The following is a 22,819-nucleotide window of genomic DNA, read 5'->3' on the forward strand; positions in this document are numbered from 1 at the left end:
GCGCCGGGCGAATGTTGCCGTCCGCCGCCGCCACCCGCAGATAATGCTGCGATGCAGCATTTTTAAGACAGAACCAAGCCGCAATTTAAGGCAGAGCGAGGCGTGCTCCTTAAACCTTGGTTAACGAAGCAAAGCTTGCCTTGCAGGCGGCGCGCGGTGGCGGCTATGCCTCGCATTCGCTTTCGTCCCTCCGATCCTGCGCATGATCTCCTCCATCAGCGACCGATATGCCGCCCTGATCGCGGAGGGCGCGATCACGCCGGACGCGGCTCAGGCCGCCGCGGTCGAGAAGCTTGCGGTCCTCGAACAGCGCCTTGCCGACCATCGCCGTGCATCCAAGTCGTCGTCGCTCGGCTGGCTGTTCGGCAATCGCGAGAAGCAGGCGACGCTGAAGGGACTCTACATCTACGGCAAGGTCGGACGCGGCAAGACCATGCTGATGGATCTGTTCTTCGATGCGAGCCGCGTCGGCCAGAAGCGGCGTGTGCATTTTCATGAATTCATGTCGGAGGTGCATGAGCGCATCCACGACTTCCGGCAGAAGGCCAAGGCTGGCGAGATTCCGGACGAGGATGCGATCGTACTGACCGCGAATGCGATCGCGGACGATGCGTCGCTGCTCTGCTTCGACGAATTCCATGTCACCGACATAGCCGACGCGATGATCCTCGGCCGGCTGTTCACGCAATTCTTCAACCGCGGCATGGTGGTGGTCGCGACCTCGAATGTGGCGCCGGACGATCTCTACAGGGACGGCCTCAATCGCGGGCAGTTTCTGCCGTTCATCAAGCTGCTGCTCGAAAAGGTGGACGTGGTGCGGCTCGATGCCCGCACCGATTTCCGGCTGGAAAAGCTGGTCAAGGGCCGGGTCTGGTACGTTCCGCCCGACGAACGGGCCGAGCGCGAGATCGACGAGGCATGGTCGCGCATCACGCTCGGGCAGCAGGGCACGCCGCATGAACTGACCGTGAAGGGCCACAAGCTGCGCGTACCGCAGGCCGCGATCGGCGCCGCGCGTTTCGCGTTCCCGGATTTGTGTGTGTTGCCGCTCGGCTCGGCGGATTTCCTGCGGCTGGCGCATGAATATCATACGCTAGTCATCGACCGCATTCCGGTGATGCGCTTCGCCCAGCGCAACGAGGCCAAGCGCTTTATCATCCTGATCGATACGCTGTACGACAACGCGGTGAAGTTGATCGCCTCCGCCGAAGCGCAGCCGCACGAGCTTTATGTCGCCGACGAAGGGCTCGAACTGTTCGAATTCCAGCGCACGGTGTCACGCCTGATCGAAATGGGTTCGCAGAGCTATCTCGCGCTTCCGCATGGCCCGCGCCGCGACGCTGACGCGGTCAAGGGCGGGCAGATCATCGATACGTGATGCGCCTCGCTCATGCTGACGGCTCGCGCAGGTTATCGATCAGGATCGCGACGCTGATCAGCAGCACCCAAAGCGGCATCACGACGATCACCCAGGTGGTCACATAGCTGCCTGCCAGTAGCACGACCGCGAGCGCATAACCGAGCAGCGCAATCCAGCGCGGTGCAATGCGCGTGTAGACGATCACCGTCGAGGTCGACACCATGAAGACCGTTGCGACCTTGGCCGCATAGACGTTGACCAGTATGAATGAGGCGGCGCGCGCGAGGTAGAATGTCGGCGTTCCCGCCAGCGCGCCCGGGCCCACGGCTGTACCGACCAGGATGAGCGCGCCGACCAGAGATGCGGCCGTGAAGATCAGGCCGAGGAAAAGCAGCGAGCTTCCGAAAAACACGGTGGCGAAGAAGCGGTCCTCCTTCGCGCCCAGCCGGTCACGCAGCACGCCGATGAACCACAGAAAGGCGACTCCGGCGAACGGAATCAGGTTCAGTGCGATCGCGGCCGTATGCCAATCCTCCACGAGCCAGTCGCCGGCTTCGGTCGGACTGCCCGGCACCGCACTGCGCAGCAGAATGAAGATCGCGATCAGCAGGATCGCGAACACGATGCCTGCGATTGCCGCGGCCTTCGGTGTTCTGAGTTGCGCCCCCGTTGATGGCGCGGCTTCATCCATATTGCTGGTCCCGGGCGGCATCAGGTGGTCACTCCGGACCGTCCGCCGAGACCTTGCGGATCGCCGATACGGGCGAGCGCGAGATCCTCGGGGTACGGGAATTTCTGTTCGATCTCGCGGTCGAGAAGCTCCAGTTCCTGGGCGACGGCGGGAAGGCGATGCGCCGGAAGGGCCTGCAGCAGGTTTTCGATCATTGCGCGCAGGCGCCGCGCCACCTGCAAATTGTCGCTGCCGCAGCGCCGGATTTCGCGAAACGACAGGTGGACGAAATCCTCCCAATTCGGCGTGCGCACGATTGCGCGCAGGCGCCCGCTCCGGTCGCGCAATTCGTCGGTCCGCAGATGCTTCATGCCCACCGACCGGAGCAGGCGGTGAAGCTGGTCGATCGCGAGCACCGCGGTCGTGGGATCGTTGATGGCTGGCGACAGCGCGCGCAGTGCAATGTCGACAACGATCCGGAATGCGAAGGTCGGATCCTGATCCATCGTCCGCTCCGAGCCAAACTCGACGGCGTCGCGAAGTTTTGGTTCGTCGATTGCACCCTGGCCATAGATGAGGAACAGCGCTTCTCCGGTCGCGACAAAGTCTCCGACCTGCGGTGCGAATTCGATTATGGTGCCGGTGCGTGCTGCTTCCGCCGTCAGTGCGGATGTATCGACAGCGAGCACTATGCCGGATCTCTTGTGGTGCCCAAGGACGGTGCCCGGATCGCCGCGCGGGTCCGGCTCCGGTTCTGCAGCAGACCCGCGGCTCGGCTCCGGATAGACCGCGGCGATGACGTCCAGGCCCCTGTTCCCGACCTGTGCGAGCACGGTGACCGGCCGGAGCAGCCGTGATGCATGGTCGATCAGAAAGAAGAAGGCGGCGAAGCAGATGATTCCGAGCGACGCAGCGACGAAGGCCGGGAGCTGACGCACCTCCGCGCCCATGCGGTTTTGTGCGCTGACGCAGAACAGAAGCGTGAAGATGAAAAGGCCGACGCAAACCTTGATGGTGTGATCGCTGAGCAAAGTGGTCGCGATGATGCGCGGTGTGAGTTGCGCGCTGGCGACCTGGACCGCGACCAGCAGCGAGCCAAAGGTGAAAACCAGGAACGACAGGTTCGCCGTCACGATCGCGTCCAGCATCGCCTTGGCGCCCGACATGTCCAGGCCGAGCAGCGTCCAGTTCAGCTGTTCGTCCAGCCGGTGCACGATCCGGACGGCGATCAGTTCGAGCGGGATGGCGACGAACGGGATGAACCAGATCGACGATCCGATGCGGTGAATCGTCCCGCGCAAATTCTGGGTCATCGTCAGTCAGCCCCTGTCCCTCCGACACTATCGGCCGGAAGGCGCACGGCGTCGCGTATGCCGGAGTGTAGGGACCCGATACGTTTGGATGCCTCGGCGCGGCCCACCGTCAGGCCAGACATGGGCATCGCGGATGGCGTCAGGCCGGCTTGTCCCGGCGCAGACGGGCGCTTCGCACTCGCACAACATCCCTTGTGCGCTGCAACGTCGATTTGTGTATGCTTTGGCGTCTTCGCTCTTGGCAAAGCCGAACCGCGCTGGAATAATGTATATCAGCAATGAGACTGAACCATGCGCGTTGGCCTTTCGCATCCTTGTCGTCGATGGCGGGACACGTTAACCACCGCGCGGCTGCGTTCCTCGCGCGGCCTTTCCACGGGCCTCATGCCGAGAAGCGCGCTGCGCCTTTCGGAGGACATGGGGCCCAGGTTGTCCTGACAAGAAGGTTCATCTCCTCATGGCGCGTCCCAAGATTGCATTGATCGGCTCCGGCCAGATCGGCGGTACGCTCGCCCACCTCATCGGATTGCGTGAGCTTGGCGACGTTGTGATGTTCGATATCGCGGAAGGCATTCCGCAGGGCAAATCCCTCGACCTTGCCCAGTCCTCGCCCGTCGACGGGTTCGATGCGCGCCTGTCGGGCACCAATTCCTACGATGCGATCGAGGGCGCTTCGGTCTGCATCGTTACCGCGGGCGTGCCGCGCAAGCCCGGCATGAGCCGCGACGATCTGCTCGGCATCAACCTCAAGGTGATGGAGCAGGTCGGCACCGGCATCAAGAAATATGCACCGAATGCCTTCATCATCTGCATCACCAATCCGCTGGACGCGATGGTGTGGGCGCTGCAGAAATATTCCGGCCTGCCCAAGAACATGGTGGTCGGCATGGCGGGCGTCCTCGACTCCGCGCGCTTCCGCTATTTCCTGGCCGACGAATTCGACGTGTCGGTGGAGGATGTGACCGCCTTCGTGCTTGGCGGGCACGGGGACACCATGGTCCCGCTGGTTCGCTATTCGACCGTTGCCGGCATCCCGCTGCCGGACCTGATCAAGATGGGCTGGACCACCGAGAAGCGGCTGGACGACATCGTGATCCGCACCCGCAATGGCGGCGCCGAGATCGTCAACCTGCTGAAGACCGGCTCCGCGTTCTATGCGCCGGCGTCGTCGGCGATCGCGATGGCGGAAAGCTACCTGAAGGACAAGAAGCGCGTGTTGCCCTGCGCCGCCTGGCTTAACGGCGAATACGGCGTGAAGGACATGTATGTCGGCGTGCCGGTGGTGATCGGCGCCAAGGGTGTCGAACGCGTCGTCGAGATTGATCTTGCGTCAGCGGAACGCGAAATGTTCGACAAGTCCGCGCTGTCGGTCCAGCAACTGGTCGATGCCTGCAAGAACATCGCGCCGGATTTGAAGAAGTAAACTCCACACTGTCGTGCCCCGCGCAGTTGCGGGGCACCCAGTCAACTTCCGGGGGAGTGATCTCCCACTCGAAAGCTGGATTGCCCGCCTGCGCGGGCAATGACACCGGGGGCAGGAAACAAGAATGAACATCCACGAATATCAGGCCAAGGCCGTGCTGCGCGAATTTGGCGTTCCGGTGCCGAAAGGCATTCCGGCATTCTCGGTCGAAGAGGCGATGAAGGCCGCGGGCGAATTGCCCGGGCCGGTCTGGGTGGTGAAGGCGCAGATTCACGCCGGCGGCCGTGGCAAGGCCGGGGGCGTGAAGGTGGTCAAGTCGCATGACGACGTGAAGACCGAAGCAACCCGAATCCTGGGCTCCACCCTCGTCACGCCACAGACCGGACCGAAGGGCAAGCAGGTCAACCGACTCTATATCGAGGACGGCTCGCAGATCGCGAAGGAATTTTATCTCTCGATGCTGGTCGACCGCGAATCGTCGCGCATCGCCATCGTCGTGTCGACCGAAGGCGGCATGGATATCGAGGCGGTGGCGCACGAGACGCCGGAAAAAATCCTCACCATCACCATCGATCCGGCGACCGGCATCATGGCGCATCACGTGCGGAGCGTGTCGAAGGCGCTCGGTCTCGATGCCGAGCTCGCCAAGCAGATGGGTCCGTTATTGACCAGGCTCTACCAGGCCTTCGTCGACAAGGACATGAGCATGCTGGAGATCAACCCGCTGGTCGTCACCAAGGACAGCAAGCTTTTGTGTCTGGACGCCAAGATCGGGTTCGACGGCAACGCACTCTATCGTCACCCCGACATCGCCGAATTGCGCGACGAGACCGAGGAGGACGAGAAGGAGATCGAGGCGTCGAAATACGACCTGAACTATATCGCGCTCGAAGGTTCGATCGGCTGCATGGTCAATGGCGCAGGCCTCGCGATGGCGACCATGGACATCATCAAGCTCTATGGCGCCGAGCCTGCGAACTTCCTCGATGTCGGCGGCGGCGCTTCCAAGGAAAAGGTAACGGCGGCCTTCAAGATCATCACGTCGGACCCGAAGGTTCAGGGCATCCTGATCAATATCTTCGGCGGCATCATGAAATGCGATGTGATCGCCGAGGGCGTGGTTGCGGCGGTGAAGGAGGTCGGGCTGAAGGTGCCGCTGGTGGTCCGCCTCGAAGGCACCAATGTCGATCTCGGCAAGAAGATCATCAAGGAATCCGGGCTGAACGTTCTGCCGGCCGACGATCTCGACGACGCCGCGCAGAAGATCGTCGCCGCCGTGAAGAAGGCCGGGGCGTGATGCGCAGACCGGCCTCGCAACATCCGTCATGCCCGGCACATGGGTCGGCGCGCTTGCGCGCGGGCCGAGCGCAGGCCTTGTGCCGGCCATCCACGACTTCTCCGTTCAACAGGCAAGACGTGAATGGCCGGGACGAGCCCGGCCATGACGTCGATGGTGAAAACTAATGTCCATCCTCATCGACAAGAACACCAGGGTCATCTGCCAGGGCTTCACCGGCAAGAACGGCACCTTCCATTCCGAACAGGCGATCGCATACGGTACCAAGATGGTCGGCGGCACCTCGCCCGGCAAAGGCGGTACTACGCATCTCAACCTGCCGGTGTTCGACACCGTCGCCGAGGCGCGCATCAAAACTGGCGCCGATGCGAGCGTGATCTACGTGCCGCCGGCCGGGGCCGCCGACGCGATCTGCGAGGCGATCAACGCCGAGATCCCGCTGATCGTCTGCATCACCGAAGGCATTCCGGTGATGGACATGGTCAAGGTCAAGCGCTCGCTGTGCGGATCGAAATCGCGCCTCGTTGGGCCCAACTGTCCGGGCGTGATGACCGCGGGCGAATGCAAGATCGGGATCATGCCGGGCAACATCTTCAAGCCGGGCAAGGTCGGCATCGTGTCGCGCTCGGGCACGCTGACCTATGAGGCGGTGTTCCAGACCTCGCGCGAGGGCCTGGGCCAGACCACGGCGGTGGGTATCGGCGGCGATCCGGTCAAGGGCACCGAATTCATCGAGGTGCTGGAGATGTTCCTCGGCGATCCGAAAACCGAGTCGATCATCATGATCGGCGAGATCGGCGGTTCGGCGGAAGAGGACGCTGCGCAATTCCTCAAGGACGAAGCCCGCAAGGGCCGCAAGAAGCCGGTGGTAGGTTTCATCGCCGGCCGCACCGCGCCTCCCGGCCGCCGCATGGGTCATGCCGGCGCGATCATCTCCGGCGGCAAGGGTGACGCGGAATCCAAGATCGCGGCGATGGAAGACGCCGGCATCAAGGTGTCGCCGTCGCCCGCGCGCGTCGGCAAGACATTGGTCGAGGTGCTGAAGGGGTAGTCTGGCCTGGAAATCGATCAAGGCGCGGCTTCGTGGCTGGCACCATGAAACGATCAGGACCGATGCCGGTTGTGCTTGGTTAAACCAAACAGGACGATGTTCCTGATGGCGCGAACGTAAGCGATTTGTCGCCGATCCTGTGAATTGTGATCAAAAAAGGTAATTAGGTAGAGCGTCTGTGCCGTTCGACCCACACATGTTGCGCGCGGGCTACATCGGTGCTTCCTTAATCGGAGAATACTGCTGGTGATCACGTCCTGATGAGGGGGTCACCATCATGTCAACACATCCTGTTCGTATTTTCGCCATTGCGTCTCTCGCCAGCGTCGCGCTGCTTGGCGCCGCACATGCACAGACATCCGATGATGCGATCCGTCGCCTGGAAGCGAAGATCGATGCGCTCGCGAAGGAGAACGCCTCGCTTCGTTCGCGGCTCACAAAGGTCGAAGCCGCGCCGCGCGCTGCCAGGCCACAACAAGAGCAGGGTTACATCGGGCCGATCGGCAATGTATCGACAGGTCCGACTCCGCAGCAGGTGAATGCGGCCCGCGAGGCTTATGCGGCCGACATGGCAGTCAAGTATGCGGCGCCCGCGCCTGTCATTCCCTCCTACAACTGGACCGGGTTCTATGTCGGCGGCCATGTTGGATATGGCTGGGGTGAAACCGGTGCAACCCCGACCGGCATCGTCGGATTGCTGGTCGATCCGTTCACCACGGACAATGACAGCTGGTTCGCCGGCGTGACCTTCGGCTACAATTATCAGGCCGGCAGAATTGTCCTCGGCTTCGAGGGCGAATGGTCGTGGTCCGACATCAGCGGCAGCTCGAATACCAACTTCCTCTTCGGGCTCGTTCCGGGAGCGACCGTCACCGGTACCTACCAGAACAACTGGATGTTCACGTCCGCGACCCGCCTCGGCGTCGCCTTCGACACGCTGCTGATTTACGGCAAGGCCGGCGTCGCCTGGGCGAACAACGATTATTCGGTGAGCGCCTCGATTCCCGTCATCGGCTTCAACTACGCGTCGACGGTGTCGGAGACCGAGATCGGCTGGCTCATTGGCGGCGGTATCGAGTGGGCGTTTGCGGGCAACTGGACGATGAAGGTCGAAGGCACCTATGCAGACTTCGGTCAGAAGAACCGGACGTTTGACGGAATTCCGATCGCAGGCCTGCTGACGCTTCCGGTCAATGCCGACATCGAAAGCCACATTTCGACGGTGAAGTTCGGCATCAACTACCGCTTCGGCGACTTTGGCAAGACGCCGGTCGTCGCGAGATATTGAGCCACGCCTGAACACAGGCCTGAAGGCCCCGGGCGACCGGGGCCTTTTTTCGTGGATGGCTGGCCCCGGAGACCGGACGCAGCACAAAGAAACGAATCCATATTCATTTCAATGTCATCTTATCGTGGCCCAATCGTCCCCATATCTGTAAAAGGGTCACTGCCGGAACGCGTTTTACCAGCCGATTCGACTCGAAATGGCCGCTTCCGGCGGTCAGCACGACCTCACACGCCATCGATCCAACGCAGGGATCACGGAAACTATCCACGCCAGGACGGCCCGCATGTCTCGCCAGGACGCGAACGCAGCCTTTGCTCTTACCTCTTTCCTCTATGGCGCCAACGCCGCCTATATCGAGGACCTGTATGCCCGCTACGAGGCCGATCCCGCGTCGGTTGACGCACAATGGCAATCCTTCTTCCAATCCCTGAAAGATGATCCCGCGAGCGTCGCCAAGAGCGCGCGCGGCGCGTCGTGGAAAAAGCCGGGCTGGCCACCGGTCGGCAACGGCGAACTGGTCGCAGCCCTCGACGGCAACTGGGCCGAGACCGAAAAAGCCGTCTCCGACAAGATCAAGAGCAAGGCGCAGAAGGCCGGTGTTGAGCTGACCTCCGCTGACGTCCTGCAGGCGACGCGCGATTCGCTGCATGCGCTGATGCTGATCCGCGCCTATCGCATCCGCGGTCACTTCCACGCCAAGCTTGATCCGCTCGAACTCGAACCCGAGAAGAGCGAGGAAGAGCTCGACCCGCGCTCCTACGGCTTCACGGAAGCCGACATGGACCGCAAAATCTATCTCGACAAGGTACTCGGGCTCGAATTCGCGACCATGCGCGAGATCGTTGCGATCCTGCGCCGCACCTATTGCCACACGCTCGGCGTCGAGTTCATGCACATCTCCGATCCGCAGCAGAAGGCGTGGATCCAGGAGCGCATCGAAGGCAAGGACAAGGAAATCACCTTCACCCGCGCGGGCAAGCGCGCGATCCTGAACAAGCTCGTCGAGGCCGAAGGCTTCGAGAAATTCCTCGATGTGAAGTTCACGGGCACCAAGCGGTTCGGTCTCGACGGCGCGGAATCGCTGATTCCCGCGCTGGAGCAGATCATCAAGCGCGGCGGCAATCTCGGCGTGCAGGACATCGTGTTCGGCATGGCGCATCGCGGCCGGCTCAACGTACTGACCCAGGTCATGGGCAAGCCGCACCGCGTGCTGTTCCACGAATTCAAGGGCGGATCCGCGACGCCCGACGAGGTCGAAGGCTCGGGCGACGTGAAGTATCACCTCGGAGCCTCGAACGACCGGGAGTTCGACGGCAACAAGGTGCATCTGTCGCTGACGCCGAACCCGTCGCATCTCGAAATCGTCGATCCGGTGGTGCTCGGCAAGGTCCGCGCCAAGCAGGACCAGCTCGGCGCCACCCCCGACAACCGCACCATGGCGCTGCCGCTCTTGATTCACGGGGATGCGGCATTCGCGGGTCAGGGTGTGGTGGCGGAATGCTTCGGGCTGTCGGAGCTGAAGGGCTACCGCACCGGCGGCAGCTTGCATTTCATCGTCAACAACCAGATCGGCTTCACCACCTATCCGCGCTATTCGCGCTCCTCGCCCTATCCGTCCGATGTGGCGAAGATGATCGAGGCGCTGATCTTCCACGTCAACGGCGACGATCCGGAAGCGGTGGTGTTCGCGGCCAAGGTCGCGATCGAATATCGCCAGCGCTTCGCCAAGCCTGTGGTGATCGACATGTTCTGCTATCGTCGATTCGGCCATAACGAGGGCGACGAGCCGGCATTCACCCAGCCGCTGATGTATCAGAAGATCCGCCAGCATCCGTCGACGCTCGACATCTATGCGAAGAAGCTGATCGGCGAAGGCGTCGTCACCGAGGGCGAGGTCGACAAGATGCGCGCCGACTGGCGCCATCGTCTCGAAGCCGAGTTCGAGGCCGGGCAGGGCTACAAGCCGAACAAGGCCGACTGGCTCGATGGCCGCTGGTCGATCATCAAGGCCGGCACCGAAATCGACGACCCGCGCCGCGGCGTGACCGGCGTCGATGTCGCGACGCTGAAGGAGATCGGCACGAAGATCACCAGCGTGCCGGAAGACTTCCAGGTCCACCGCACCATCAACCGCTTTCTCGATAACCGGCGGAAGGCGATCGAAAGCGGGCAGGGCATCGACTGGGCGACTGCCGAAGCGCTCGCCTTTTGCTCGCTGCTGCTGGAAGGCCATGCGGTGCGGCTGTCGGGACAGGATTCCGAGCGCGGCACCTTCTCGCAACGCCATTCCGTCCTGTTCGATCAGCGTACCGAAGCACGCTACACCCCGTTCAATCACCTGAGCGACAGTCAGGCTCGCTACGAGGTGCTCAACTCGATGCTCTCGGAAGAGGCCGTGCTCGGTTACGAATACGGCTATTCGACCGCCGAGCCCAACGCCCTCGCGCTCTGGGAAGCGCAGTTCGGCGATTTCGCCAATGGCGCGCAGGTCGTCTTCGACCAGTTCATATCGTCGGCGGAACGAAAATGGCTGCGCATGTCCGGCCTCGTGTGCCTGCTCCCGCATGGATACGAAGGGCAGGGGCCGGAACATTCGTCGGCCCGGCTCGAACGCTTTCTGCAGATGTGCGCCGAAGACAACATGCAGGTCGCAAACTGCACGACGCCGGCGAATTATTTCCACATCCTGCGGCGCCAGCTGAAGCGCGAGATCAGGAAGCCGCTGATCCTGATGACTCCGAAATCGCTGCTGCGCCACAAGCGCGCGGTGTCGCGCCTCGACGAACTTGGCTCCGACACGACCTTCCACCGCCTGCTGTGGGACGACGCGCAGGTGTTCGAGGACGAGAAGATCAAGCTCGTTTCCGATGACAGGATTCGCCGTGTCATCCTGTGCACCGGCAAGGTCTATTTCGATCTCTACGACGAGCGCGAGAAACGCGGCATCGACGACATCTACATCCTGCGTGTCGAGCAGCTCTATCCGTTCCCGACCAAGGCGCTGATGCTGGAATTGCAGCGATTCAAGCAGGCGGAGATCGTGTGGTGCCAGGAAGAGCCGCGCAACATGGGCGCGTGGTTCTTCGTCGACACCTTCATCGAATGGGTGCTGAACCAGATTCAGGCCAGGCACCGTCGTCCGCGCTATGCCGGCCGCCCGGCGTCGGCGTCGACCGCGGTCGGGCAGATGTCGAAACACAATGCGCAGCTCAAGCAGTTCCTCGACGAGGCGCTTGGGTAATTGTTGCTGTCGTCCCCCGCGAAGGCGGGGGACCCAGTAATCGATCGCGCAATGCGGTGGGTCACTGGATCGCCCGCCGGAGCTTGTCATCCGGCCGCGCTGCGCGCGGACCGGGTGGCGGGCGATGACAAAGAAATCGAATTGAACGGAAACAGAGATGACCGAAATCCGCGTACCCACCCTGGGCGAATCCGTCTCCGAAGCGACCATCGGCAAGTGGTTCAAGAAGCCCGGCGATGCCGTTGCGGTCGACGAACCGCTGGTCGAGCTCGAGACCGACAAGGTGACGATCGAAGTGCCGGCGCCTGCCGCCGGCGTGCTGGAAGCCATCTCGGCGAAGGATGGCGAGACCGTTGCGGTCGGCGCGCTGCTGGGGGAAATCAAGGAAGGCGCCAAGGGCGCGGCCGCCGCCGCAACGACGACCGGCGCGCCCGACAAAAAGCAGAGTACCACCGCCCCGATCCAGGCAGGCGCAACGGAGGTCACGCCGCGCGCGCAGGACAAGCAGGAAGCCCAGACGCCCAAGCCCGCATCGGACAAGCCGTCCGGCGACATGCCGGTCGCGCCGTCGGTGCGCAAGATGGGCGCGGAGTCCGGCGTCGATCCCGCGACCGTCGCGGGCTCCGGCAAGGACGGCCGGGTCACCAAGGGCGACATGATGGCGGCGATCGAGCGCGCCGCCTCGGCGCCGACCCCGGTTCAGACGCCGGCCGCCGCCGTGCAGGTGCGGGCTCCGTCGCCCGCGGACGATGCCGCGCGCGAGGAGCGCGTAAAGATGACGCGGCTGCGCCAGACCATCGCGCGCCGGCTGAAGGATGCGCAGAACACCGCCGCCATGCTGACGACCTTCAACGAGGTCGACATGAAGGCGGTGATGGATCTGCGCAACCAGTACAAGGATGCGTTCGAGAAGAAGAACGGCGTGAAGCTCGGCTTCATGGGCTTCTTCGTGCGCGCCTGCGTGCAGGCGCTGAAGGACATTCCCGCGGTGAATGCCGAGATCGACGGTGCCGACCTGATCTACAAGAACTATTACCACGTCGGTGTTGCGGTCGGCACCGAGAAGGGGCTGGTGGTGCCGGTGATCCGCGATTGCGATCACAAGTCGCTGGCGCAGATCGAGAAGGAAATCGGGGACGCCGGCAAGCGTGCACGCGACGGCCAGCTCAAGATCGAGGACATGCAGGGCGGCACCTTTACGATTTCAAATGGCGGCGTCTATGGCTCGCTGATGTCGACCCCGATCCTGAATGCGCCGCAATCCGGCATCCTCGGCATGCACAAGATCCAGGAACGGCCGGTGGCGATCGGCGGCAAGGTCGAGATCCGGCCGATGATGTATCTCGCGCTGTCCTACGACCATCGCATCGTGGACGGCCGCGAGGCGGTGACCTTCCTCGTGCGGGTGAAGGAGGTGCTGGAGGACCCGGCACGCCTCATTCTGGATTTGTGAGTGACGTGAAGGGCGGCGTCGGCTCCGCCCCGCCAACCGGTTGGACGACACAATGACGAAACTGAAAAGTCTCGTGCTGTGCGCTTTTGTTGTCGCGGCGGTTCTCGCGGCGAGGAACGTCGATGCGGCGCGGCCTCCTGCCGGCGACACCGTTGCCAGCGATTCGGACCTCGAATACCTCGCCTCGATCGGCGGCCTCTACCGCAACAAGGGCACCGACGGCGCGGGCAAGACCTACAACGGCATTGCCGCGGTCCTGCCGCGGTCCGACAGCGTGCGGCTGATCTGGTGGGTCGACAACGAAACCTTTTCCGGGGTTGGAGAGCTGGACCGCCACGCGCTGGTCGTGCAATGGGGCGAGAAATATCCGGTGGTCTATTCGTCCACCGACGAGGGTGTGCTTTCGGGTGAATGGGACGATGGTGCCGGCAACGACACGCTCGAATTGTTTGCACCGCTCGATCCGGATCCGGCGCCCGCCCCGCGGGGAACCTATCGACTTCAGGGGGTGAAGCCCGACGGCTCGGCCTATTCCGGCACCGTCTCGATCTCGCCGGCGGACGGCGCTTACCTGCTGGTCTGGCAGACCGCGACCGAAACCCATCGCGGCAAGGGCAAGCGCCAGGGCAACCTTCTTCAGGTCGATCGCGCGGACGGAATGCCCGCGATTTATGCCCTCGATACCGACGGCACGTTGCGCGGGCTGCTTGGCAAGGGCCGCGGCGAGGAGACGCTGTCGCCTGTGCGATAGCGCCGATCCGGAATTGCCCAGCAGGAAGAGAAATCCATTATGTCCTACGATCTCATTGTCATCGGTACCGGCCCCGGCGGCTATGTCTGCGCCATACGCGCGGCGCAGCTCGGCATGAAGGTGGCTGTGGTCGAGAAGCGTTCAACGCTCGGCGGCACCTGTCTGAATATCGGCTGCATCCCGTCCAAGGCGCTGCTGCATGCGTCAGAGATGTTCGAGGAGGCCGGCCATGCCTTCGCGAAAATGGGAATCGGCGTGTCGAAGCCGAAGCTCGACCTGAAGCAGATGCTGGTCTTCAAGGACGAGGCGGTCGACGGCAACGTCAAGGGCGTCGACTTTCTGATGAAAAAGAACAAGATCGACGTCGTGCATGGCACCGGCCGCATCACCGCGCCCGGCAAGGTCGAGGTAAAGTCGGCGGACGGCAAGTCGCAGACGCTGGAGACGAAAAACATCGTCATCGCGACCGGCTCCGACGTCACCAAGCTCAAGGGCATCGACATCGACGAGAAGCGCGTCGTCTCGTCCACCGGCGCGATCGCGCTCGAGAAGGTCCCCGAAAAGCTTCTGGTGATCGGCGCCGGCGTGATCGGGCTCGAACTGGGTTCGGTCTGGCGCAGGATCGGCTCGCAGGTGACGGTTGTCGAATTTCTCGACCGGATTCTGCCGGGCATGGATTCGGAGGTTGCGCGTCAATCGCAGCGGCTTTTCGAGAAGCAGGGCATGGTCTTCAAGCTCGGCTCCAAGGTTTCCGCCGTCGATGCCTCGGGGAAGAAGCTGAAGGTGAAGGTCGAGCCCGCGAAGGGTGGCGATGCTGAAACCATCGATGCCGACGTGGTGCTCGTTGCCATCGGCCGCGTGCCCTACACCGAGGGTCTCGGCCTCGCCGAGGCCGGCGTTGCGCTCGACGAACGTGGCCGGGTGAAAACCGACGCGCATTTCGCAACCAGCGTGTCGGGCATCTACGCCATCGGCGACGTGATCGCCGGGCCGATGCTGGCGCACAAGGCGGAGGACGAAGGCGTGGCGGTCGCCGAAATTCTTGCCGGGCAGGCCGGCCACGTGAACTATGAAGTGATCCCCGCCGTCGTCTACACCTATCCGGAGATTGCCTCGGTCGGCAAAGGCGAAGACGATCTCAAGCAGGCCGGCGTTGCCTACAATGTCGGGAAGTTTCCGTTCACCGCGAACGGACGCGCCAAGGCCAATCAGCAGACCGACGGCTTCGTGAAAATCCTCGCCGATGCCAAGACCGACCGCGTGCTCGGCGTGCACATCGTCGGCTCCGATGCCGGCAACATGATCGCCGAAGCGGCGGTGGCGATGGAATTCGGTGCGGCGTCGGAAGACATCGCGCGCACCTGCCACGCGCATCCGACGCTGCCCGAGGCGGTGAAGGAAGCTGCGCTCGCCGTCGACAAGCGCGCGATCCACATGTGAGTCGCTGTCATTCCGGGACGCGAGCTACGCTCGCGCCCCGGCTTGACGAAGAGAATTGTTCTCCGATTCCAGTTCCTCGATCCGGCGCTGCAACGCACCGATCGCCTCCGCGACGTCGGAGGCGTCGAAGCGCTGCGTGATGTGCTGCGGGCAATTCCAGTCGAACGCATCGAGATGGAGAACGAAGGCACGCTCCACCTTGCCGCGATAGCCGGGCATGGCAACCCTGGCCGCGAGGTCCGGATCGTCTGCGAGACTTTTCACCTCGGCATGCGCGAAGATTTTCAGCCGCCGGCGGTTCGCATAATCCATCAGGATCAGCGAAACCCGCGCATCGGCGCCGAGATTGCCGAGGCTGATATATTGCCGATTGCCGGCGAAATCGGCGAAGGCCAGCGTCTGGTCGTCGATCACCCGCAGAAAGCCCCGCGGGCCGCCGCGATGCTGCACATACGGCCACCCCGTTTCCGAGATCGTGGCCATGTAGAAGCTGTCGCGTTCGCTCAGGAAGGCGACTTCGTTCTCGGTGAACCGATCGAAGGCGCGGTGGCCTTTGAAGTCTTCCCACAGATGCGCACTGCCGTTCTCCGCCTGTGCTGCCTTCACGCTCGGCGTTACGGCGATGTCCAGAAATCCATAGGGCATGGCATGTTCCTCCACCTATAGACGCGCTAAATAGCGGGTCTTTGCGGATGGAATAATCTGTCTATAATGAAATGGATTATCTCATTTTTTGAGAATTGATTTGGATCGTCTTGAAGCGATGTCGATCCTCGTCGCCGCGGTCGAAGCCGGGAGTTTCACGGCGGCGAGCCGCAAGCTCGGCGTGCCGTTGCCGACCATCAGCCGGAAGGTGGCGGATCTGGAAGCGCATCTCAATGCCCGCCTTCTGATGCGCACCACCCGCAAGCTTTCCCTGACCGACGCCGGCGAAGCCTATCTCGCGGCGTCGCGCAAAATACTGGAGCAAGTTTCCGAGGCCGAGCGCGCTGCCTCGGGTGAGTATCTGGTGCCGCGAGGCCACCTCTCGATTGCTGCTCCCATCGTGTTCGGCCGGCTCCACGTCCTGCCGATCGTGAATGCCTTTCTCGCAGCTTTCCCGGAGATCGATATTCAGCTGGTGCTGTCCGACCGCAACGCCGACCTGATCGGCGATCATCTCGACCTCGCGGTGCGGATCGGTGCGCTGCGAGATTCAAGCATGATGGCCGCGCGCGTCGGTTCGGTCCGGTACGTCGTCTGCGCCAGCCCGGACTTTCTCGGCGCGCATGGCGTGCCGGCGGCGCCTGATGATCTCATGGCGCTTCCCTGCGTGACGTTCGGTGCGACCGCGACGGCATCCTGGGCCTTCGCGTCGGATGGCCAAGCCGGCCGTCCCATTGCGGTGCGGTCGCGGCTCGCGGTCAACACCGCCGAGGCCGCGGTCGATGCCGCGGTCGCCGGCGTCGGGATCGTGCGCGTGCTGTCCTACCAGGTCGCGTCCGCCCTTCAGAAGGGGCGGCTGCGGATCGTGCTGGCGGACTTCGAGCCGGCGCCGCTGCCGGTCCACCTGCTCCATCCGGCGCAGACCCGTCCGCCGCTCAAGCTGCGCCGCTTCATCGAATTCGCCGCACCGCGCCTGAAAGCGGCGCTTGCAGGCATCGACCGCCTTCTGTCTCCCGGGTAAGCAGAAGCAAACGGCGCTCACAACAAGGACCTACGATGGCTTCCTCTCTCGAAACCAGGGTCGCGCTTGTCACCGGCGCCGCCGGCGGCCTCGGCCAGGCCTTTGCACAGCGGCTCGCGCGCGACGGCGCGCATCTCGTGCTGGTCGACATCAAGCCTTGCGACGGCACCGCGGCAATGGTGGAGACACTCGGACGCGAAGCGATGTCGGTGATCTGCGACATCACATCGGAGGAATCCGTCGGCTATCTCGCTGCGGAGGTTCAGGCGCGCTTCGGCCGCTGCGATATCCTGATCAACAATGCCGGCATCTATCCGATCCAGCCGTTCGAACAGATCACGTTCGCCGACTGGCGGCGGGTGATGGCGCTCAATCTCGATGCGGTCTTCCTCGTGACGAAGGCGTTCGCACCCGGCATGAAGCGGCGCAAATGGGGCCGCATCATCAACGTCTCGTCGTCGACCCTTAACACCGTGGCGTCGGGCTACACCCATTACATCGCCAGCAAGGGCGGCGTTGTCGGTTTCACGCGCGCGCTCGCAACCGAGATGGGCAACCACGGCGTGACCGTGAATGCGATCTCGCCGAGCCTCACGCGTACGCCGGGCACCGAGGGGCGTCGACCGCGGCCCGGCCGTGCCAGCATGGACGAGGAATTCGAGCAGATCGCGAAGCTGCAGCCGATCCGCCGTGTGCAGATGCCGGACGATCTTTCCGGCGTCGTAGCGTTCCTGGCCAGCGATGATTCCGCGTTCATGACCGGCCAGACCCTTTACGTCGACGGCGGCATGGTCCGGGTCTAGACCGCGACCCCCGAAGACTGGGGCCCTATGACGCATCGTAAAATGTGCTACCGTTTGAGCTGGGCCATCAGACTGCATTCCCCGACCGGGAGGAAACACATGCGTCACTTCGGCATCCTTACAGCACTTCTCTCGACAGCTGCGATTATCGGAACCACGGCCGCCGGCAGCGCCTGGCCTGTCGCGCCCAACGCGCCCGCGCACCATGATCCGCTCGTCCTCGCGCAGATGGGTGGCATGGGTGGCGGCGGCATGGGTGGCATGGGTGGCGGCGGCATGGGCGGCGGCGGCATGGGTGGCGGCGGCATGGGTGGCATGGGCGGCGGCGGCATGGGTGGCATGGGTGGCATGGGTGGCGGCGGCATGGGTGGCATGGGCGGCGGTGGCATGGGTGGCATGGGCGGCGGCGGCATGGGTGGCGGCGGCATGGGCGGCATGGGCGGCGGTGGCATGGGCGGCGGCGGTATGGGCGGCATGGGAGGTATGGGTGGTGGCGGCGGAATGGGGGGGATGGGTGGCAACGTCAACATCAACCGCAACGTGTATGTCCGCGGCGTTCGCCCCTGGTCGAACCGCGCTTGGTACGGCACTGCCGTTGCCGGCGTGACGCTCGGAACCATCATTGCCGTCACCGCGGTGCCTCCGGTGCCGCAGGACGGCCTGTGCTGGTTCTGGATCGACGCGTCCGAAACCCGCGGCTACTGGGACTGGTGCATCCCGCCGAACTGAGCCGGGATAAACGGGTGCGGCCCGTCGCGTGAGCTGCGCGGCGGGAGGCGAAGCGGGGTGCGTGCGACAATCGTGGAGTGAGACATCGCGGAGAGGACGGCGCTGTCCGCCCCCGCGTTCAATTGCATGACCCTCGACTCTTCGACCACTTCCGATGCGCCAGCGCATGCTGCACCCTACGGCGCCCTGCTCGCGACATTCGTCACTGCGATCTTCGTCAGCGCGGCGCTGCTTTTTGCCGTGCAGCCGATGTTCACCAAGATGGTGCTTCCGCAGCTCGGCGGCGCTGCCGCGGTCTGGTCGGTGGCACTGGTATTCTTTCAAACGGCTTTGCTTGCGGGCTATGCCTATGCGCATCTGATCACCCGTCTTGCGCCGGGGCGAACCTCACTCGTGATTCACATCGCGGTGAACGCCGTAGCCTGCTTCTTCCTGCCGCTTCACATCGCAGCGAATTTCGGTCCGCCGCCGCAAACGGGAGAGGCCTTCTGGCTGCTCGGATTGTTCGCCGCATCCATCGGACTGCCGTTCTTCGCGCTTGCCGCGAACGGTCCGCTTCTGCAGGCGTGGTTCGCCCGCACCAGCCACCCTGCGGCGAAGGACCCGTATTTTCTCTATGCCGCCAGCAACGCCGGCAGCTTTATCGCGCTGATCTCCTATCCGATCGCGATCGAGCCGTTCATCCGGCTCGGGCCGCAATCGTGGCTATGGACCGGTGGATTCGGATTGCTGATTCTGCTGACCGCCGCCTGCGGCATCCTGATGCTGCGCTATCCCGGTCCGGCTGCCCTCGACGGCGCGATACGAGCGGAGCAGACGGCCCCGCCCCGCCTGACCGATATCGTCTGGTGGGTGTTTCTCGCTGCTGTGCCCTCGGGACTTCTGATCGCGGTGACTGCGCATATCGCGACCGATGTCGCCGCGGTGCCGCTGATGTGGGTGCTGCCGCTGGCGCTCTATCTCGTGACTTTCGTGATCGTGTTTCAGACGCGTCCGGTGATTTCGCACGCGCTGGTGGTGAAGGTGCAGCCGGTATTCGTGCTGGCGCTTGCCGCGGCCTTCGTGCTCGGCCCGATCGACTCGATCGTGACGTCGCTTCTGCTGCATCTCAGCGTGTTCTTCGTCTGCGTGCTGATGTGCCACGGCGAACTGGCGCGCCGGCGGCCGCCGCCCCGGTACCTCACCGGCTATTACATGTGGATATCGGTCGGCGGCATGATCGGCGGCATCGTCACCGGACTGGTTGCGCCGCGCGTGTTCAACTGGATCGCGGAATATCCGATCCTGCTTCTGCTCGCGGTGCTGGCGAGACCGGGCCTTTCCTGGCCGGCGCGCGGGACCGGGCAATGGCCGCTCTTCGTGGCACTGGCGGCCGGCCTGCTCACGCTGCTCGCCGCCATCGCCTTCGACCTGAAGCCTGATGTCAACATGCTCTATGTCGCGGTCGGTCTGCTGATCGGCCTCACCGTGAGCTTCTGGCAGAGGCCGCTCGCCTTTGCGGCGATCCTCGGGGTGCTGTTCCTCACCAATCTGACGTTCCGCAGCAACCCGCCGGTCCATCTGGTGCGCAACTTCTTCGGCGTGCTGAGCGTGGTGGATTCATGGAACGGGCAATATCGCGGGCTGTGGCATGGCACCACCAGCCAGGGCACGCAAAAAATGCTCGATGACGACGGCAACCCGATCAAGGGCCGGCCGGAAATGATCTCCGAATTCTACCAGGGCTTCGGAATCGATCAGGTGTTCAAGGCGGTGCAGGCGAAGAAAGGCGGACCGATCGACGTTGCCGTGGTCGGGCTCGGCACCGGCTCGCTCGCCTGTCAGCGCCGACCGGGCGATACGCTCACCTATTACGAGATCGATCCGGACATCATCCGCATCGCCTCCGACCCCAAGCTGTTCAACTTCGTGTCGGAATGCGCGCCCGACGCCCCGATGGTGGTCGGCGACGCGAGGCTGAACCTCGAAAAGGCGCCCGACGCAAGCTACGACCTGATCATGATCGACGCCTTCATTGGTGCGGCGATTCCGATCCATCTACTGACCAAGGAGGCGGTCGCGCTCTATCTGCGCAAGCTAAAGCCGGACGGGCTGATCGCCATGCACATCTCGAACAAGAATCTGGAACTGGCGTCGGTGGTCGCGGGCGTCGCCGAAGCAAACGATCTGATTGCGCGCATCTATGACGGCGGCGATGCGGAGGAGGATGCCGATCGCTATCTGTGGGTGCCGCGCGTCGCGGCGCTGGCGCGCCGGGAAGAGGATTTCGGCGCGCTGGCGAAGTCCGATTACTGGCCGGTCTTCATTCGCGATCCCTCGCAGCGGGTTTGGTCGGACGATTATTCGAACGTGGTTGGCGCCGTGATCCGCCACTTGCGCGCACGCTGGCGGCAAGGCGGCTGAGGCCAGCCCTGCCTCCCGGACAGTTCAAGCCGCACTCGGCGGACGCACAGAACCTTCCGAGCGGGCGGCCTTGGGCGGCCCGCTCGGCAACGGCTTCACTTCGCCGGTGGACGATGCGTCATTGCGGCGCAGCGTTGAGCGGCGTGGTGATGACGCGCTTCTCGGTCGAGATCAGAAAGCGCTGCAAGACATCCAGCCCGCTGTCGGGACGGCAATCCCGCGGCTTGCCGTCGTTGGTCAGGCAGCGAAGTGCATTGGCCACCACGAAGCTTCCGACCTGATTGCCCTGCGCGATTCCGGCGTCGGCGTCGAACTGCCAGTGCACGCCGATATAAATCCGGCTGCGCGCGTTCTCGTCCTCGGCAGCGCGAAAATTCGCAAAGCTTCGGACGATCTCCGGACGCGGCGTGCTGGAGCCGACCGGCCTGTTGATGCCGTTATACTCATCCGACCGGAAGGTGAAGGCAGTACCCTCGGCATAGAAGTTGCGAAGCACTTCGAACAGCGCGCCGCCGAACGTGGCATGCCCGGAAGGATAGGCCGGAAATGGCGGCGTGAAATTCGGGCCGCGGACCGAATTGCTCGCCGGTGCCCCGAGCGCGCGCCAGTAATAATCCGGCTCCGTCGCCGCATTTCCGTCGGTCGCCGCGGCCCGAATTCCGACCACGGGACGCCAGTAGCGATAGTGATATTTGGCGTCCCAGGCCGCGATCGCGGCGTCGGCCATGGCCAGGTTTGCAAGCGCAAACAGCCGCGCATAATTCAGCAGCTTGGGGTCCTGATCCTTGCTTCGTTCGTCCCTGGTCTTCTGCTCCACGATCTGGCGGATGACCTGGTTGTAGAGCCGCGGCGGTGCGCACAGGAACGCGGTGCCGTCATAGGCCCAGAATATTCCGATGATGGTTTCTTCCTCCGTGCGGTCGGTCCGCGTGCGCTGGGTTACCTCGCCGCCAAGTCGTCTGACTTCCTCGAAGTCCTTCGCATAGCGCGGGTCTCCGGGCGACGGCGGTGCCGGCGGACGGAAGGTCGGGACGTTTCGGATGACGAAGGGCTCTACGCTTCCCCATCTTCCGCCGAGCGCCGTGATGATGTTGCTCACCGGGTCGGGTCTCCATTGGCCGGGTCCGTCGGCGAGCGGAAATCCATCCTGCCCCACCTGCGGCTCCACATGCGCCGACCCGTCATTTTTTCGCCGATCGAGAATGGCCCGTGCGGCGGCGGTTCCGAGATCGCGCGCTTCGCTGTAGAATGGTGTCTTGCCGTCCTTCTTGTTGAGGATGGCCATCTCGTCCAGCCGCATGAATTCCGCGATCACCGGCGCCTGCTCCCTGTACAGCGCCTTCAACGTCTCTCCGGCTGCATAGGTGATGGCGAGGTCGATCGAGACGGCCCGCTTGGGCAACGGCAGATTCGGCGAATAGGTTTCGAACCGGTAATTTGGCTGCGACGGATTTTTTCCGTTGAAGCGGCTGGCCATATTGATGGCGTCGAACATCGCAACATGCACGATCGCCATGACGCGGCTGGAACGATGCGGGCCGAGATGCTGAAGACCGGGATTGGTGTTGACCCCTGGAGGCGGCGGGGCGTGGTCGATCGCGGTGGTGTCGAGGGCGATCTGGTTCCACATCACGAAGCGGTCGAATGCGCTCTGCGGCGCGCATGGCAGCGGGCGCAACTGGTCCGGGGGGATCTGCGGGAGCGCTCGCTGGAAAGAATCCGGATCGAAGCAGTTCCGCGCAGCTTCGCGTTGCAGCTGTTTTGACACTTCGGGAGTGAGACCCGGCTGAAGCAGCCCCGGACTCAACACGCGGCTGAAGTCGTCCTGCGATTGCGGCTGCAGCACCTGTTGCGCAGAAACAGAGCCGGGCGCGCTCGCGACCGCGGCGCAGATGGCAAGCCGTCTGAGTAGGTATTTCATGTCGCCCTCC

Annotated in this window: 17 protein-coding genes; 13 read left to right on the forward strand and 4 right to left on the reverse strand. The window is 63.5% G+C overall.

Annotated features, from left to right (window positions below; genetic code table 11):
* Window positions 1-202 precede the first annotated feature (202 nt).
* A complete protein-coding gene (zapE, locus tag AB7F49_RS10435) occupies window positions 203-1,378 on the forward strand; it encodes a cell division protein ZapE (RefSeq protein WP_428521988.1) in 1,176 nt (391 codons plus the stop codon).
* 10 nt (window positions 1,379-1,388) lie between these two features.
* On the opposite strand, the gene AB7F49_RS10440 is transcribed toward zapE, so the two are convergent.
* Window positions 1,389-2,072, reverse strand: a complete 684-nt coding sequence (locus AB7F49_RS10440) for a hypothetical protein (protein WP_428521990.1) — start codon at window positions 2,070-2,072, stop codon at window positions 1,389-1,391.
* Window positions 2,072-3,343: a DUF2254 domain-containing protein gene (locus tag AB7F49_RS10445; protein WP_428521992.1), complete on the reverse strand. Its 1,272-nt coding sequence runs from the start codon at window positions 3,341-3,343 to the stop codon at window positions 2,072-2,074. Before AB7F49_RS10445 ends, AB7F49_RS10440 begins: the two co-directional genes overlap by 1 nt.
* A gap of 457 nt (window positions 3,344-3,800) precedes the next feature.
* Between AB7F49_RS10445 and mdh the strand changes: the two genes are divergently transcribed.
* From mdh to lpdA, 8 genes are all read left to right on the forward strand, one after another.
* A complete protein-coding gene (mdh, locus tag AB7F49_RS10450) occupies window positions 3,801-4,766 on the forward strand; it encodes a malate dehydrogenase (RefSeq protein ID WP_428521994.1) in 966 nt (321 codons plus the stop codon).
* 124 nt (window positions 4,767-4,890) lie between these two features.
* Window positions 4,891-6,063 carry an ADP-forming succinate--CoA ligase subunit beta gene (gene sucC, locus AB7F49_RS10455; RefSeq protein ID WP_428521996.1) on the forward strand — a complete coding sequence of 391 codons (1,173 nt, stop codon included), beginning with the start codon at window positions 4,891-4,893 and terminating at the stop codon, window positions 6,061-6,063.
* 166 nt (window positions 6,064-6,229) lie between these two features.
* Window positions 6,230-7,114 carry a succinate--CoA ligase subunit alpha gene (gene sucD / locus AB7F49_RS10460; protein ID WP_428521998.1) on the forward strand — a complete coding sequence of 295 codons (885 nt, stop codon included), beginning with the start codon at window positions 6,230-6,232 and terminating at the stop codon, window positions 7,112-7,114.
* Window positions 7,115-7,391: 277 nt separating this feature from the next.
* Window positions 7,392-8,402: an outer membrane beta-barrel protein gene (locus tag AB7F49_RS10465; RefSeq protein WP_428522000.1), complete on the forward strand. Its 1,011-nt coding sequence runs from the start codon at window positions 7,392-7,394 to the stop codon at window positions 8,400-8,402.
* 283 nt (window positions 8,403-8,685) lie between these two features.
* Window positions 8,686-11,643 (forward strand): 2-oxoglutarate dehydrogenase E1 component, encoded by a 2,958-nt coding sequence (locus AB7F49_RS10470; protein ID WP_428522002.1) that lies wholly within the window; start codon window positions 8,686-8,688, stop codon window positions 11,641-11,643.
* A gap of 157 nt (window positions 11,644-11,800) precedes the next feature.
* A complete protein-coding gene (gene odhB, locus AB7F49_RS10475; protein ID WP_428522004.1) occupies window positions 11,801-13,096 on the forward strand; it encodes a 2-oxoglutarate dehydrogenase complex dihydrolipoyllysine-residue succinyltransferase in 1,296 nt (431 codons plus the stop codon).
* Window positions 13,097-13,148: 52 nt separating this feature from the next.
* Entirely contained in the window at window positions 13,149-13,847 is a 699-nt protein-coding gene (locus AB7F49_RS10480) for a hypothetical protein (protein ID WP_428522006.1), read from the forward strand.
* 36 nt (window positions 13,848-13,883) lie between these two features.
* Window positions 13,884-15,287: a dihydrolipoyl dehydrogenase gene (gene lpdA, locus AB7F49_RS10485; protein WP_428522060.1), complete on the forward strand. Its 1,404-nt coding sequence runs from the start codon at window positions 13,884-13,886 to the stop codon at window positions 15,285-15,287.
* Between the two features lie 24 nt (window positions 15,288-15,311).
* On the opposite strand, the gene AB7F49_RS10490 is transcribed toward lpdA, so the two are convergent.
* Complete coding sequence (locus tag AB7F49_RS10490; protein WP_428522008.1) at window positions 15,312-15,932, reverse strand: pyridoxamine 5'-phosphate oxidase family protein; 621 nt, start codon at window positions 15,930-15,932, stop codon at window positions 15,312-15,314.
* Between the two features lie 100 nt (window positions 15,933-16,032).
* Between AB7F49_RS10490 and AB7F49_RS10495 the strand changes: the two genes are divergently transcribed.
* The 4 genes from AB7F49_RS10495 (at window position 16,033) to AB7F49_RS10510 (ending at window position 20,888) form a co-directional block, all read left to right on the forward strand.
* Complete coding sequence (locus AB7F49_RS10495) at window positions 16,033-16,953, forward strand: LysR substrate-binding domain-containing protein (protein ID WP_428522010.1); 921 nt, start codon at window positions 16,033-16,035, stop codon at window positions 16,951-16,953.
* 35 nt (window positions 16,954-16,988) lie between these two features.
* On the forward strand, window positions 16,989-17,756 hold the full coding sequence (locus AB7F49_RS10500; RefSeq protein ID WP_428522012.1) for an SDR family NAD(P)-dependent oxidoreductase: 768 nt from the start codon (window positions 16,989-16,991) through the stop codon (window positions 17,754-17,756).
* A gap of 99 nt (window positions 17,757-17,855) precedes the next feature.
* Window positions 17,856-18,485 carry a hypothetical protein gene (locus tag AB7F49_RS10505; protein WP_428522014.1) on the forward strand — a complete coding sequence of 210 codons (630 nt, stop codon included), beginning with the start codon at window positions 17,856-17,858 and terminating at the stop codon, window positions 18,483-18,485.
* 126 nt (window positions 18,486-18,611) lie between these two features.
* Entirely contained in the window at window positions 18,612-20,888 is a 2,277-nt protein-coding gene (locus AB7F49_RS10510) for a spermidine synthase (protein WP_428522016.1), read from the forward strand.
* 118 nt (window positions 20,889-21,006) lie between these two features.
* Here the strand turns inward: AB7F49_RS10510 and AB7F49_RS10515 are convergent, their stop codons facing one another.
* The gene (locus AB7F49_RS10515) at window positions 21,007-22,809 is read right to left on the reverse strand and encodes a phosphatase PAP2 family protein (protein WP_428522018.1); all 1,803 of its coding nucleotides are present in this window, start codon (window positions 22,807-22,809) and stop codon (window positions 21,007-21,009) included.
* Window positions 22,810-22,819 lie beyond the last annotated feature (10 nt).

Origin of the sequence: Pseudorhodoplanes sp. (assembly GCF_050250235.1) — a bacterium.
Lineage (GTDB): Bacteria > Pseudomonadota > Alphaproteobacteria > Rhizobiales > Xanthobacteraceae > Pseudorhodoplanes.